General features: G+C 69.1%; 11 protein-coding genes. 6 read left to right on the forward strand and 5 right to left on the reverse strand.

Translation table 11 applies throughout. The annotated features are described in order from the left end of the window. Window positions 1-2: 2 nt before the first annotated feature. The 5 genes from ACEN9H_RS02165 to thiD all read right to left on the reverse strand — a co-directional run bounded on the left by ACEN9H_RS02165 (window position 3) and on the right by thiD (window position 4,622). On the reverse strand, window positions 3-602 hold the full coding sequence (locus ACEN9H_RS02165) for a heme-degrading domain-containing protein (RefSeq protein WP_082577114.1): 600 nt from the start codon (window positions 600-602) through the stop codon (window positions 3-5). A 55-nt stretch (window positions 603-657) separates the two neighbouring features. Then, window positions 658-1,071, reverse strand: a complete 414-nt coding sequence (locus tag ACEN9H_RS02170) for a hypothetical protein (RefSeq protein ID WP_056129976.1) — start codon at window positions 1,069-1,071, stop codon at window positions 658-660. A gap of 94 nt (window positions 1,072-1,165) precedes the next feature. Then, window positions 1,166-2,443 (reverse strand): NRAMP family divalent metal transporter, encoded by a 1,278-nt coding sequence (locus ACEN9H_RS02175; RefSeq protein WP_056129979.1) that lies wholly within the window; start codon window positions 2,441-2,443, stop codon window positions 1,166-1,168. Between the two features lie 16 nt (window positions 2,444-2,459). Continuing rightward, on the reverse strand, window positions 2,460-3,761 hold the full coding sequence (hemL, locus tag ACEN9H_RS02180) for a glutamate-1-semialdehyde 2,1-aminomutase (RefSeq protein ID WP_413673622.1): 1,302 nt from the start codon (window positions 3,759-3,761) through the stop codon (window positions 2,460-2,462). A gap of 39 nt (window positions 3,762-3,800) precedes the next feature. Then, complete coding sequence (thiD, locus tag ACEN9H_RS02185) at window positions 3,801-4,622, reverse strand: bifunctional hydroxymethylpyrimidine kinase/phosphomethylpyrimidine kinase (RefSeq protein ID WP_056129983.1); 822 nt, start codon at window positions 4,620-4,622, stop codon at window positions 3,801-3,803. A gap of 94 nt (window positions 4,623-4,716) precedes the next feature. Between thiD and ACEN9H_RS02190 the strand changes: the two genes are divergently transcribed. The 6 genes from ACEN9H_RS02190 to ACEN9H_RS02215 all read left to right on the forward strand — a co-directional run bounded on the left by ACEN9H_RS02190 (window position 4,717) and on the right by ACEN9H_RS02215 (window position 14,168). Further along, window positions 4,717-4,869, forward strand: coding sequence for a rubredoxin (locus tag ACEN9H_RS02190; protein WP_029755924.1), 153 nt, complete (start codon window positions 4,717-4,719; stop codon window positions 4,867-4,869). A 174-nt stretch (window positions 4,870-5,043) separates the two neighbouring features. Continuing rightward, entirely contained in the window at window positions 5,044-5,445 is a 402-nt protein-coding gene (locus tag ACEN9H_RS02195; protein WP_056129984.1) for a response regulator, read from the forward strand. A gap of 22 nt (window positions 5,446-5,467) precedes the next feature. Then, the gene (locus tag ACEN9H_RS02200; RefSeq protein WP_036235745.1) at window positions 5,468-5,836 is read left to right on the forward strand and encodes a response regulator; all 369 of its coding nucleotides are present in this window, start codon (window positions 5,468-5,470) and stop codon (window positions 5,834-5,836) included. A gap of 1 nt (window position 5,837) precedes the next feature. Further along, window positions 5,838-6,353, forward strand: a complete 516-nt coding sequence (locus tag ACEN9H_RS02205; protein WP_413673623.1) for a chemotaxis protein CheW — start codon at window positions 5,838-5,840, stop codon at window positions 6,351-6,353. A gap of 35 nt (window positions 6,354-6,388) precedes the next feature. Continuing rightward, on the forward strand, window positions 6,389-8,728 hold the full coding sequence (locus ACEN9H_RS02210) for a methyl-accepting chemotaxis protein (RefSeq protein WP_413673624.1): 2,340 nt from the start codon (window positions 6,389-6,391) through the stop codon (window positions 8,726-8,728). A gap of 19 nt (window positions 8,729-8,747) precedes the next feature. Continuing rightward, entirely contained in the window at window positions 8,748-14,168 is a 5,421-nt protein-coding gene (locus tag ACEN9H_RS02215; protein ID WP_413673625.1) for an Hpt domain-containing protein, read from the forward strand. Window positions 14,169-14,174 lie beyond the last annotated feature (6 nt).

The following is a 14,174-nucleotide window of genomic DNA, read 5'->3' on the forward strand; positions in this document are numbered from 1 at the left end:
GCTTACAGCGCGACGTCGTCCGCTTTCAGATACCACTTCAGCGCGCGCACGACCATCGCATGGTCGTCCACGCCCGCGAGCCCCGACACGGTGATCGTGCCGACCTGGCCCGTCCCCTTCACGACGATGGGGAACGAGCCGCCGTGCGCCGCGTAGTCCTTCGAGTCGAACGTGGGCAGGTTGTCGAAGTCGCGGCCCGCGTTGACGGCTTCCGTGTGCACGAAGAACGACGCGTGGCCGGTGCGGTTCACGAGGTTGCTCTTGCGGCGGATCCAGTCGACGTTGTTCGGGCTCGTGCCCGCCATCGCATAAAAGAACAGCGGATTGCGGTTGATCGTGATGTCGATCGTGACGGCGACCTTGTCCGCTTTCGCCTGCTCGACGATCCTGTTGCCGATCGCGAGCGCCGCGTCGTTGTCGAAGGACGTGAACTGCAGCGCCTGCTCCTGGCGGCGGATGGTGTCGAGCGCTACGGTTTTCTTGTCCATGCTGGTTCCTGGGTTGGTCGTTGCCGCGCCGGCGGTGCCGGCGAACAGCGCGCTTGCCGCGATCAGTACGGCGCAGGAACAGGGAATAATGCGGCGGATGATACGCACAGCCATGTCGTTGCCTCTCTCCGGTTTTGTTATCCGGAAAGTATAACCGGAGAGCGGTCCGTTATTGCTTGAGATTCAGGAACAGATTCGCGGCGAACGCGAGGATGGCCACCGATGCGATGATTTCCGCGATCACCAGGGCCGGCGCGAAAGCCATGTGGCCCAGCAGCAGCATGGAGAGCGCGACCATCATCACGGGCAATGCGAGGTTCAGCAGCCAGAAGTGCAGGCGTGCGAGACGGCTTTCGCCCGCCTTCGGGAACACGCTGTAGATCAGGCCGGCGAGGGCCATCGTCGTCCAGCCCAGCAGGTTGACGTGGGCGTGCACGGGGCGCAGGGTGAAGTTCTGGCTGGCGCCCATGGCGATGCCCAGCGAGATCCCGAAGATGAGGTAGAGGACGGCGAGCTTGATCCAGATGATGCCGGCGTGCGAAAACTGCGGTTGCGGCAGCGGATTGACGGTCGTGGTTTGCATGGTGCGGCTCCTGATGGATGGTCGATGTGGAGCGCATCGTACATACGGTCGTCGCACCGGTGCAGCCCCACGCGTGGGGGAGACGATCAACCCGTCACATCGTTGCAAACATGGCCACGACGGCCACCAGCATCACCGCCACGCCGATCCAGCCGATCACGGTATGGCGCGTCGACAAGGTGTAGCCGCCCATGATCTTGCGGTTATGCGCGAGCAGCATCATGACGGCCATGATCGGCACGGCGATGACGCCGTTGATCTGCGCGGACAGCACCAGCGCCGCGATCGGGTCGACCGGGGCGAAGTCGAGCGCGACGCCGCCCAGCGTGGCCAGCGCGATGATGCCGTAGAACTCGCGCGCCTCGACGACCTTCAGGTCCATGCCGTTGCGCCAGCGGAAGCTCTCGGTGACGGCATACGCGGCCGATCCGGCCAGCACGGGCACGGCCAGCATGCCCGTGCCGATGATGCCCAGCGCGAACGCGAGGAACGCGAACTCGCCCGCCACCGGCCGCAGCGCCTCGGCCGCCTGCGCGGACGACTGGATGTCCGTGATGCCGTGTGCGCCCAAGGTCACCGCCGTCGTCAGCATGATGAAGAAGGCGACGAGGTTGGAAAAGCCCATGCCGATCAAGGTGTCCGACTTGATGCGCCTGAGTTGCGCGGCGGCGTCGCGCGGGCGCGTGCGCAGCGCGCGCGTGTGGTGGTCGTTGCGGATCTCCTCGACTTCCTGCGACGCCTGCCAGAAGAACAGGTAGGGGCTGATCGTCGTGCCGAATACGGCGACGATGAGGGCGACGGCATCCTTCGTGAAGGTGAAATGGGGCCAGACAGTGCGCGCGAAGACTTCCGTCCACGGCATGTGCACGGCGAACGCCGTCGCGACGTAGGCCAGCAGGCCCAGGGTCAGCCATTTCAGGTAGCGCACGTAGGCGGCATACGGCAAAAAGACCTGCAGCGCGAGGCACAGCAGGCCGAAGCCGAGCGCATACAGGTGGCTGGAGCCGGTGCCCGTCACGAGGCGCAGCGCCTCGCCCATCGCGGCGATGTCGGCCGCGATGTTGATGACGTTCGCGACGAGCAGCAGTGCGACGATGGCGTACAGCAGCCAGGGCGGATATGCGCGGCGGATGTTGGCCGCGAGCCCGCGCCCCGTCACGCGCCCGATGCGCGCCGACACGAGCTGGATGCCGACCATGAACGGGTAGGTCAGCACGAGCGTCCACAGCGTGTTGAAGCCGAATTGCGCGCCGGCCTGCGAATACGTCGCGATGCCGGACGGGTCGTCGTCGGCCGCGCCCGTGATCAGGCCGGGGCCGAGCGATTTCAGCGTGGCGTTGTCGGTGAGGCGGCGGAACAGCTTCAGCGGCATGTCGGGCCGGGCGCGGTCACGCCAGGCGCGCAAACACGCGGCGGGCCGCTGCGACCGTCTCGGCGATCACGGCATCGTCGTGCGTGGCCGAGACGAAGCCTGCTTCGAACATCGCGGGCGCGAAGTACACGCCTTCGTCCAGCATGCCGTGGAAGAAGCGGTTGAAGCGCTCCTTGTCGCCGGCCATCATCTGGCCGTAGCTGGACGGGATCGTGTCGGCGAAATACAGGCCGAACATGCCGCCGACGCTGTCCGCGCAGAACGCGATGCCGGCTTCCTGCGCGGCGGCCGTCAGGCCGTCGACCAGCTTCTTCGTCTGCGCCGTCAGGTGCTCGTAGAAGCCCGGCTGCTGGATCAGCTTCAGGGTCGTCATGCCGGCGGCGACGGCGACCGGGTTGCCGGACAGCGTGCCCGCCTGGTAGACGGGGCCGATCGGCGCCATCTTCTGCATCAGGTCAGCGCGGCCGCCGAACGCGGCGACCGGCATGCCGCCGCCGATCACTTTGCCGAGCGCGGTCAGGTCCGGCGTGATGCCGTACAACCCCTGCGCACCTTTGACACCGACGCGGAAGCCCGACATCACTTCGTCGAAGATCAGCACGGTGCCGTATTCCGTGCACAGTTCGCGCATGCGCTGCAGGAATTCCGGCGTCGCGCGGATCAGGTTCATGTTGCCGGCCACGGCTTCCACGATCACGCAGGCGATGGTGTCGCCCATCGACTGGAACGCGTCTTCCAGCTGCGGGATGTTGTTGTAGTCGAGGACGATGGTGTGCTTGACGAAGTCTTCCGGCACGCCGGCCGACGTCGGGTTGCCGAACGTGAGCAGGCCCGAACCGGCTTTGACCAGCAGGGAATCGGCGTGGCCGTGGTAGCAGCCTTCGAACTTGACGATCTTGTCGCGGCCCGTGGCGCCGCGGGCGAGGCGCAGCGCGCTCATCGTCGCTTCCGTGCCGGACGAGACGAGGCGCACCTGTTCGATCGACGGGACGAGGCGGCAGATTTCCTCGGCGATCTCGATCTCGCCCTCGGTCGGCGCGCCGAACGACAGGCCGCGCGCGGCCGCGTCCTGCACGGCCTTCACGACGTCCGGATGGGTGTGGCCGACGATGGCCGGGCCCCAGGAGCCGATGTAGTCGATGTAGCGCTTGCCGTCCGCGTCCCAGAAATACGGCCCCTCGGCCCGCGTGATGAAGCGCGGCGTGCCGCCGACGGAGCGGAAGGCGCGCACGGGCGAGTTCACGCCGCCCGGCGTGGTCTGCTGGGCGCGGGCGAACAGGATGTCGTTTTTCGAAGTGGTGTCGGACGTAGCGGTCATGGTTGTCTGGATGAATCCCGGGCGCAGGCGCCGGCGGGGTTAGCAGGCCGCGCCGGGAGCGCGGAAGATCTTGTTCGGAATCAGGCGGCCCATGCCGAAGCGGCAGGCGTTGGCGAGGGTGCCGGTGAGGTAGTCCTGGGCGCCGGGCAGGGCGTCCGCCGCATCGGCACCGCGCGCCATCCGCGCCACCAAAGCGGCCGACAGCGTGTTGCCTGCGCCGACGAACGGGCCGGGCAGGAGCTGGGCCCAGGGCAGGGCGGTGGCCAGGCCGTCCGGCTCGTACAACTCGTTGCAGCGGCTGCCGTCGCCGCCGCCGACGCCCGTCACGAGCACGTGGCCGCAGCCGAGGCCCGTCAGCTCCGCCGCGTCCTCGGCGACGGTGGCGATGCTGCCCGGGTCGCGCCAGCAGTCGGCCAGGCGCGCCAGTTCCGGCTGCGACAGCATGAACACGCTGGCCTGCGGCACGAGCAGTTGATGGATGAGGGTCAGCATGTCATCGTCGCGCGGGCCGCAATCGGGCAGCGACGACGTGAACGGGTCGAGCACGAGCGGCACGTCGGCATAGTCGGACACGATCTCCGCCACCGCCGCGATCTGCTCCAGGCTGGCCAGGGTGCCGACCTTGATGGCGGCCACCGGCATGTCCTCGAGCAGCATGCGCGCCTGTTCCACGACGAGCGAGTGGTCGGTCGGCTGGATGTCGTCCACGCGCGCGGAATCCGCCACGAGCAGGCCCGTCACGACCGAGAGGGCGTGGCAGCCATGCATGGCGAAGACGGTCACGTCGGACTGGATGCCCAGCGCCCCGACCGGGTCGGCGGGCCCGAACGTGAGGATGAGTGGAGACGTTTGGTTTTGCACAGCGGGTAGAATACTATACCTTTCCCCCCCATTTTATCTGAACCGAAAAGAGGAAATCGAAGTGAGTACTGAAACACAGGTGTACCAGACGTGGATGTGCCTGATCTGCGGCTGGGTCTACGACGAAGCCGCCGGCGCACCGGACGACGGCATTGCGCCGGGCACCCGCTGGGCCGACGTGCCCATGAACTGGACGTGCCCGGAATGCGGCGCGCGCAAGGACGACTTCGAAATGACCGCGATCTGAGCGGCTCGGTGCTATCGATATTTGTCGGTTCATCAACGGGAAATAACGTCCCGCCAATGTTTCGTGTCATCCAGTCAATGAGTCGTCATACGGCAAGTTGACGTATCGCAACACTTCATGCACAAGCCGCAGCCCCTATGCTATCTTGCGGGTTCATGCTGAAGTGAAACGAATATGACGACGCAACCGACAGGCCTGACGATCATGGTGATCGACGACAGCAGCACGATCCGTCGGTCCGCCGAAATCTTCCTGACGCAGGCCGGCTACCGCGTGGTGCTGGCCGAAGACGGCTTTGACGCGCTGGCCAAGATCAACGACCATCATCCGTCCCTGGTGTTCTGCGACATCCTGATGCCGCGCCTGGACGGCTACCAGACCTGCGCGCTGATCAAGAAGAGCGCGAAATTCCATGCCACGCCGGTCATCATGCTGTCCTCCAAGGACGGCCTGTTCGACCGTGCGCGCGGCGCGATGGTGGGCTCAAGCGCCTACCTGACCAAACCTTTTTCCAAGGACAGCCTGCTGGCGGCCGTGCGCGACCATGCGCAGGGCCGGACCGACGCGGCTGCCTGATTCCAACGTTGCGGAGCCCACCGTGGCCATACAAAAAATCCTGATCGTCGACGATTCCCCGACCGAACGTTACTACCTGACCGACATCCTCGTGCGCAACGGCTTCACCGTCACCACCGCCGACAATGGCGAGGAGGCGCTCGCCAAGATCCGCGCCGAGCGACCGGAACTGATCCTGATGGACGTGGTGATGCCCGGCGCGAACGGCTTCCAGGTGACGCGCTCGATCGCGCGCGATCCGGAGCTGGCGTCCGTCCCCGTCATCATCTGCAGCAGCAAGAACCAGGAAACCGACCGCATCTGGGGCATGCGCCAGGGCGCGAAGGATTATTTCGTCAAGCCCGTCGATCCGGCGAAGCTGCTGGCCACGATCGCCACGCTCGGCGCCTGAGATGGACGTCAGCGACGCCGCCGGACAGAAGGGCGCGGCCAGGCGCGCGCGCCTGCGCCAGTACCAGGAACAGCTGCTCGAGCGCATGCAGGCCGCGCGCACGAGCAGCGGCGCGCGTGCGCACCAGTTGGGCGTGGAGATCGGCGGCGTGCGCTACCTGCTCGACCTCGTCGAAGCGGGCGAGATCGTGCCGCTGCCGCCGCTGGCCGCCGTGCCGCTCACGCAGCCGTGGTATCTCGGCCTCGCGAACGTGCGCGGCAACCTGCTGGGCGTCGTCGACCTGGCGCGCTATCTCGATGCGGAGGCGGCGCCGACGGCCGGCACGCGGCTCGTGACGTTCGGCCCCGCCCTCGGTTTTCCGTGCGCGCTGCTGGTGGCGAAGGTCGTCGGCCTGCGCCACGCGGCCGACATGCTGCCTGCCGACGGCCGCCTGCGCGACGCCGACGGCCAGGAATGGACGCCGCTGTCGCTCGCCGCCCTCGCGCGCGAGGACCGCTTCCTGCAAGTGGCACGCTAATCATTTAAAAAAACAGGTTCTGTACTGGAGCTGGCATGGGATTCGTATCCAAACTGTCGATGAATTTCTTCCCCAAGGACGGGGGCGGCGACGCGCAGGCGTCCGGCACGGTGCTGGCGTCGCCCGACACGCAGTTCGGCCCCGGCACGGTGCCCGCCGGCCCGGTCAGCGGCAAGGCGCCGACGGGTTCCGCCGATGACGCCGCGCTGCGCCTCGGCCAGCTCGCCCGGCGCAAGCGCCGTCACGCGGAGGAAGCTGCCAGTGGAACGGGCGGCGACGACGACCTGCGCCTGCCGCTCATCGGCCATCTGTCCCTGCCGCGCCAGCTGCGCATCCTGCTCGTCGCCTTCGGCATCGGCATCCTGCTCACGCTGCTGTCGCTGTGGCGCAATGCCGGCAGCGGCGCGATCGCCAGCGGCCAGACCCAGATCGCCAGCGAAGCGCTGATGCACTCGCAGCGCGTGGGCAAGGCCGCGCCGAATGCGATGCAAGGCGTGCCGGACGCGTTCACGCAGCTGCAGGACAGCCGCATCGCCCTGTCGCACGACCTCGACCTGCTGGCCCGCGGCGGCGACTTCAACGGCAACGCGATTCCCGCGTCGTCGGGCGACCTGGCCGCGCAGCTGGCCGCCGTGCGCAAGAAGTGGAACGTGTCCGACGCGGCCGCCGCCAGCATCCTCAAGATGAAGCCCGAGCTGGTCGCCTTCGACAAGAACCTGAAGCAGCTCGACGTGCTGGCGCCGGACATGCTGGCGCTGACGGAAGACATCCTCACCGAACGCACGGCGCGCGGCGGCGGCGCGCGCGAACTGGCGGCGCTGGGCCGCATGATGATGCTGACGCAGCGCCTGTCGCGCAGTGCCAGCGAATTCCTCACGTCGGGCGGCATCCGTCCCGAGACCGCGTTCCAGATGGGCCGCGACACGACCACGTTCCGCGCCACCGTCGACGGCCTGCTGAACGGCAGCGCCGCGCTGGGCCTGGCCGCGCTGCGCGACCCGGCGCTGCGCGCCAAGCTGGAAGAAGTGCAGTCGAAATTCGACATCTGCCAGAAGCTGATCTCCACCTTCCTCGACAAACTGTCCGACATGACGGCCGCCAAGGCCGCCGAGCAGACGATCTTCCGCGACAACGAGACGCTGCGCCGCCAGCTGACCGGCTTGCAGGCGTCGTACCGCGCCGGCGAGGGCAGCACGGGCATGTGGCTGTGGGTGCTCGTGGCGGCATCGATTTTCACCCTCGTCACGGCGGGCAGCATCTCGCGCGTGATGCTGCAGGATTCGCGCAACCGCACCCGCGGCGCCGACGCCCGCCGCCAGGAAGCGGAGGCGATGCGCCTGCTGGCCCAGGCCAAGGAAGAGGAAGCCAAGGCCACCAACGACCAGAACCAGGCCGCGATCCTGCGCCTGATGAACGAATTGCAGGAAGTGGCGGACGGCGACCTGACGGTCTATGCCACCGTCTCGGAAGACATCACGGGCGCCATCGCCGACTCCGTCAACTACACCGTGGAAGAACTGCGCGGCCTCGTCGTGCGCGTGATCGATACGGCGGAAAAGGTGACGCAGGCGTCGAACGATGCGCAGCAGGTGTCGAGCCGGCTGCTCGTCGCGGCGGGCCAGCAGGCGCGCGAGATCCAGGATACGTCGGCCACGATGCTGCGCATGGCCGGCGAGATCACGGACGTGTCCAGCTCCGCGAAGGAGTCGGCCGAGGTGGCGCGCCAGTCGGTGGCCGCGGCGGAGCAGGGCGCGACGGCGGTGCAGAACGCCATCCGCGGCATGGGCGAGATCCGCGAGCAGATCCAGGAGACCTCCAAGCGCATCAAGCGCCTGGGCGAATCGTCGCAGGAGATCGGCGAGATCACCGAGCTCATTTCCGACATCACGGAACAGACCAACGTGCTGGCGCTGAACGCCGCCATCCAGGCCGCGTCGGCCGGCGAGGCGGGGCGCGGCTTCTCGGTCGTGGCGGAAGAGGTGCAGCGGCTGGCGGAACGGTCGGCCGAAGCGGCCAAGCAGATCGGCGCGCTGGTGCGCACCATCCAGACCGATACGCACGACGCCGTGGCGGCGATGGAAAAGTCGACGCAGGGCGTCGTCGAGGGCGCACGCACGACCGACGCGGCCGGCGCGGCACTGGCCGACATCTCGCGCGTGTCGAACCGCCTGGCAGAGCTGATCCAGGGGATGGCGGTCGCCGCGGGCTTGCAGGCGACGTCCGCGAACGGCGTGGCGCATAATATGCAGCACATCCTCGCGATCACCGAACAGGCACAGGGCGGCACGCAGCAGACCGCGCAGTCGATCCGGCAGCTGGCGGAGCTCGCGCAGGAACTGAAGAATTCGGTGTCGCGCTTCCGCGTCGCCGCCTGAGCATCTCACTTTTGCCCACATGACCCAGTTTTCGCACGCGTCTTCCGCACCGCCTTTCGACACCGGCCCCCTGTCCTGGGTCATCGGTGAAATCCGCGACGCCCTCGGGCGTTCCGCCAAGGCGCTGCAGGATGCGGCCGGCCGCACGCCGGAAGCGCAGCCCACGCTGCTGCTGCATGCCAAGTCGCACCTGCACCAGGCCCACGGGGCCCTGCAGATGGTCGACGTCGCCGGCGTCGAACGCCTGAGCGAGGCGGCCGAACAGGTCATCGACCGCTTCAAGGACGGTACCCTGGCGCTCGACCCCGAGCGGGCCGGTGCCGTGGGCGAGGCGTACCGGGCGCTCGTCGAATACCTGGAAGAGCTGCTGGAAGGCGCGGCGCCGCAACCCGTGCGCCTGTTCCCGTATTACCGCGCGCTGCAGGAACTGCTGGGCGTGGAACGCGTCCACCCGGGCCAGATGCTCGTGCTGGACCTTGCGCCGGCCTTGCTGCCGGGCGGCGGCGCCGGCCCGACGCCGGACTACGCCGTGACCCGCGCCGCATTCGAGAAGGCGCTGCTGCTGTTCCTGCGCAGCCAGGACGTCGACGCCCAGCGCGGCCAGGCGGCCGCCATGCGCGATGCATTGGCGAGCGTCGTCCACGGCCAGCCGCAGGCGGAGGCCCACGCGTTCTGGCTGGCGCTGCAGGCCGTCGCCGACCTCGTCGCGACCGGCCAGGTGGCGCCCGACCTGTACGTGAAGCAGCTGTTCGGCCAGGTCAACCTGCAGCTGCGCCGCCAGGCGCAAGGCCATACGGAGCTGCCGGAAGCGCTGCTGCGCGACGCGCTGTTCTTCATCTCGGCCGCGCCCGAACCTACCCTTGATGCGCGCCAGCTGCGCGACGCGTACCACGTCGGCGGCCAGGTGCCGGCCGATTACCTGGAACGCCGCTACGGCAAGGTCGATCCGGAGGTGCTGAAGGATGCCAAGGAAGCGCTGATCGAGACCAAGCAAGGGTGGGACCGCGTCGCCACGGAAGGCGGCGACGTGCTCGATGGCGGCTTCAACGACGCGCTGGCGAAGCTGGCGGGCGCCAGCGAGAAGCTGGGCGCACCGCAGCTCGCGCACCTGCTGCGCGAACTGGGGCAGGCCGCCAGCGAATCGATGGCGGGCGGCCGCAGCGACCAGTTCAGCCTCGAGATGGCCGAGGCCATGCTGTTCGTCGAGCATGGTCTCGACCAGGTGCGCCAGTTGCCCGAAGACTTCGGCCAGCATGCGGAAGCCGTCGGCCAGCGCCTGCTCGCGCTGGCGCACGGCGCGACCCCGCCGGACGCGCCGGTGTGGCACGGCGAGATGGCGCGCGAGCTGCAGCAGGGCCAGACCGTCGCGGTGCTGGCGGGCGAGATCCGCACGGGCCTGCGCCAGGTCGAGAAACTCATCGACGACTACTACGAAGACGCGGCACGCATCGCGGCCCTGGAACAGGTCGATCCGCTGCTGCACCAACTGCAGGGCGCGCTGGCCATCCTCGACCAGGAGCAGGCCACGCAGGCCGTCGACCACGTGCGCGCCCAAGTGCGCACGCTGGTCGAGACGCCGCCGGATGCCGCGGCGCGCGGCGCCGTGCTGGACAACCTGGCCCGCAACATCGGCGCGCTCGGCTTCTTCACCGACGCGCTGGCGCAGAACGTCGACGGCGCGCGCCGGCGCTACCGCTTCGATGCGGCGGCGGGCCTGTTCCACGAGCTGCCGCTCGAAGCACCGGCGCCGATGGAACCGCAAGCCGTGCCGGTGGAGGTGCCGGACGCCGTCGACGCCGAACTGCTGGAGATCTTCATCGGCGAGGCCCGCGAAGTGCTGGACGTCGTCGGCACCGCATTGCCGGCCGCCGAAGCGAATCCGGCCGACCAGGACACGCTCACGCGCCTGCGCCGCGGCTTCCACACGCTCAAGGGCAGCAGCCGCATGGTGAACCTCGAACAGTTCGCCGCGGCGGCGGCGGCCATCGAAAAGGTCATGAACCTGTGGCTGGCCGAGGCGCGCGCCGCCACGCCCGACCTGCTGGCACTGCTCGCGCAGGCGCATGCGGAGCTGGGCGCGTGGGTCGATGAACTCGCGGCCGGCGGATCGCAGCGCGATGGCGCGGCGCTCGTGCAGGCAGCCCGGCGCGTGCAGGACGGTGGGCCGTTCGCGCTGGCGGAAGCGCCGGCGCCGCTCGTGTCGACGCCGGAGGTACCGGCGGTCGATGCACCGGCCGAGCTGGCACCGGAAACGGTCGGCGCGCTCGATGCCGTGCCCGCCGCATCCGAGCCGTCACCGGAACCGGTCGAACCCGCCGCCGGCTTCGAGGTCGCGCCCGACGAGGCGCCCGCGCCGCTCCCGGCCCTGTCCACGGACGAGCTGCCGGACAACGTGCTCGCATTCCCCGTGTCGGAAGCGAACGTGCGGCACGTGGGCGACCTGGAGATTCCGCTCCCGCTGTACAACATCTACCTCGGCGAGACCGAGGAACTGGTGCGCACGCTGGCCGACGACTTCGCCGGCTGGCGCGCGGAACCGCTGCGCGCCGCGTCCGCGCAGGCCCTGAAGGCGGCGCACACGCTGGGCGGCACGTCGGCCACCGTCGGCTTCAACGCGCTGCGCGAACTGGCCGTGGCGCTGGAAGAAGCGCTGCAGGTCGCCGTCCCGCCGCTGGACGGCGCCCAGTTCGACCTGCTGGACGAGACGGTCGAGCGCGTGCGCATCATGCTGCAGGTGTTCGCGCTGGGCGAACTGGCGCCCGCCCAGCCGGAACTGCTGGCGCGCCTGGAAGCGCTGCGCGATGCGCTGGGCCGCCAGCGCGCCGACGCCGTCATCGCCGACGCCGAGCCGGAACTGGCGCAGCGCCTGGACGCGCTGTTCGCCGCCACGTATGCGAGCATCCTGGCCGATCCGCCGCTCGCCACCGGCACGCCGTCGCTGCCCGCCAGCACGGAACTGGCGCCGCGCGCGCCGGCACCGCGCCAGGACGATCCGGCCGTGAGCGCCGTCGACGATCTGTTCGATGCGTACTTCGACGATCCGTTCGCCGCGCCGACGCTGGAGCAGGCCGAACCCGTGCCCGCGCCGGTCGAAGCGGACGAGGTCATCGACATCGATGCGCTGTTCGACATCCCGGTGCCCGATCCCGAGCCCGAGCCCGAACCCGAATCCGAATCCGAGGCGCAGCCGGAACCCGTCGCCGAGCCGGAAGCGGACGCGGTGCTGGCCGCGGAGCCGGTATTCGTCGACGACCTCGACGCGGACCTGCTGCCCGTCTTCATGGAAGAAGCGGCGGACCTGCTGCCGCAGATCGGCAACGGCTTGCGCCAGTGGCAGCAGAACCCGGCCGACGTGGCCGTCGCGCAAGGCCTGCTGCGCGCCCTGCACACGGTGAAGGGCAGCGCGCGCATGGCCGGCGCGATGCGCCTCGGCCAGCACACGCACGCGCTGGAAACGCAGATCGAGAACATGCTGCACGCCGGGACGACGAACCCGGCCGCGTTCGACGAACTGCTGGCCAACTACGACCAGGCGCAACTGCTGTTCGAGCAGTTGCAGCAGCCGGCGGCGCCGGTGCTCCAACCCGCTGCGGCACCGGAGCCCGCGGCGCTGCCGGCAGCGCCCGCGGACGAGCCGGCCGCGCGCGCGCCGCTCGTGCGCGTGCGCGCCGACATCCTCGACCGCCTCGTCAACCAGGCCGGCGAAGTGTCGATCACGCGCTCGAAGCTGGAGACCCAGGTCGGCACGCTGAAGGGCATGCTGGCCGAATTCTCCGACAACCTCGCCAACCTGCGGCGCCAGCTGCGCGAAGTGGAGATGCAGGCGGAATCGCAGATCGCGTCGCGCCTGTCGATCGCGGGCGAGCGCGAATTCGACCCGCTCGAATTCGATCGCTTCACGCGCCTGCAGGAACTCACGCGCATGATGGCCGAGAGCGTGAACGACGTCGGTTCGTTCCACGACGGCCTCGCGCGCACGGTGGAAACGGCGGCCGACGACCTGGCCGCGCAGTCGCGCCTGACGCGCGAGCTGCAGCGCGACCTGATGCGGGTGCGGATGGTGCCGTTCGCGAGCCTGTCCGAGCGCCTGTTCCGCGTCGCCCGCCAGACCGCCAAGGAAATGGACAAGCGCGTCAACCTGGACATCCGCGGCGGCGGCGTCGAGATCGACCGCAGCGTGCTGGAACGCATGGCAGCGCCGTTCGAACACCTGCTGCGCAACGCCATCGTGCACGGCATCGAGCCGCGCGAGCAGCGCCTGGCCGCCGGCAAGCCGGAGACGGGCGAACTGCTCGTGCAGGTGAGCCAGCAGGGCAACGAAGTCGAGATCCGCTTCGCCGACGACGGCGCAGGCCTCGACCTGGGCCGCATCCGCGCCAAGGCGGCATCGTTCGGACTGCTGGCCGACGGCGAGGACGTGTCCGAGCAGGACGCGGCCGAGCTGGTGTTCGAGCCGGGCTTCTCGACGGCGGACACGCTGACGGAACTGGCCGGCCGCGGCGTCGGCATGGACGTCGTGCGCTCGGAAGCGCGCGCGCTGGGCGGCCGCGTCGACGTCGAGACGGTGCCGGGCCGCGGCGCCGCCTTCGTCATCCACCTGCCGCTCACGCTGGCCGTCACGCAGGTCGTGCTGGTCGCCAGCGGCCCGCGCACGCATGCGCTGCCGGCCGTGCTGGTCGAGCAGGTGCTGCAGGTGCGCGAGGCGGACCTCGATGCGGCCTTCGCCGCAGGGGCGATCAACGTCCAAGGCGAGAGCGTCCCGCTGCATTACTTGCCCGCGCTGCTGCACGAACCTGGCGGCGCCGGTGGCCAGCGCTCGTCGCCGGTGCTGGTCCTCAGGAGCGGCAACACGCGCGTCGCCGTACGGGTGGACGAGGTGCAGGGCAACCGCGAGGTCGTCATCAAGAACATCGGGCCGCAGCTGGCGCGCATGCCGGGCATCGCCGGCGCCACGGTGCTCGGTTCGGGCGAGATCGTGCTGATCCTCGACCCGGTGCAGCTGGCGGGACAGGGCGCGCGCCCCGGCCGTGCCGTGGAGATGCCGGCACCGGCGCCGGCCGCGCGCATCGCGACCATCATGGTCGTGGACGATTCGCTCACCGTGCGCAAGGTCACCCAGCGCCTGCTGGAGCGCGAAGGCTATCGCGTGCTGCTGGCCAAGGACGGCGTCGATGCGCTCGAGCAGATGCAGGAGACGCGTCCGGACCTGATGCTGGTCGATATCGAGATGCCGCGCATGGACGGCTTCGACCTCACGCGCCACGTGCGCGGAGACGCTGCCACGGCGGCGCTGCCGATCATCATGATCACGTCGCGCACGGCGGACAAGCACCGCAACGTGGCACTGGGGCTCGGGGTCGATGCGTATTTCGGCAAGCCGTACCAGGAAGATGCGTTGCTGGCGGCGATCACGGGATTGCTCGAAACTCGTAATACATGAACGTCG

Source organism: Massilia cellulosiltytica (assembly GCF_047325105.1).
GTDB classification, from domain to species: domain Bacteria; phylum Pseudomonadota; class Gammaproteobacteria; order Burkholderiales; family Burkholderiaceae_D; genus Telluria; species Telluria orientalis.

Bases quoted from the DNA above. Each gene is read 5' to 3' on its own strand.
- ACEN9H_RS02195 (WP_056129984.1), top strand. From the start codon at position 5,044: ATGACGACGCAACCGACAGGCCTGACGATCATGGTGATCGACGACAGC.
- ACEN9H_RS02170 (WP_056129976.1), bottom strand. From the start codon at position 1,071: ATGCAAACCACGACCGTCAATCCGCTGCCGCAACCGCAGTTTTCGCAC.
- ACEN9H_RS02210 (WP_413673624.1), top strand. From the start codon at position 6,389: ATGGGATTCGTATCCAAACTGTCGATGAATTTCTTCCCCAAGGACGGG.
- ACEN9H_RS02165 (WP_082577114.1), bottom strand. From the start codon at position 602: ATGGCTGTGCGTATCATCCGCCGCATTATTCCCTGTTCCTGCGCCGTA.
- ACEN9H_RS02190 (WP_029755924.1), top strand. From the start codon at position 4,717: ATGTGCCTGATCTGCGGCTGGGTCTACGACGAAGCCGCCGGCGCACCG.
- ACEN9H_RS02205 (WP_413673623.1), top strand. From the start codon at position 5,838: ATGGACGTCAGCGACGCCGCCGGACAGAAGGGCGCGGCCAGGCGCGCG.
- ACEN9H_RS02175 (WP_056129979.1), bottom strand. From the start codon at position 2,443: ATGCCGCTGAAGCTGTTCCGCCGCCTCACCGACAACGCCACGCTGAAA.
- ACEN9H_RS02215 (WP_413673625.1), top strand. From the start codon at position 8,748: ATGACCCAGTTTTCGCACGCGTCTTCCGCACCGCCTTTCGACACCGGC.
- hemL (WP_413673622.1), bottom strand. From the start codon at position 3,761: ATGACCGCTACGTCCGACACCACTTCGAAAAACGACATCCTGTTCGCC.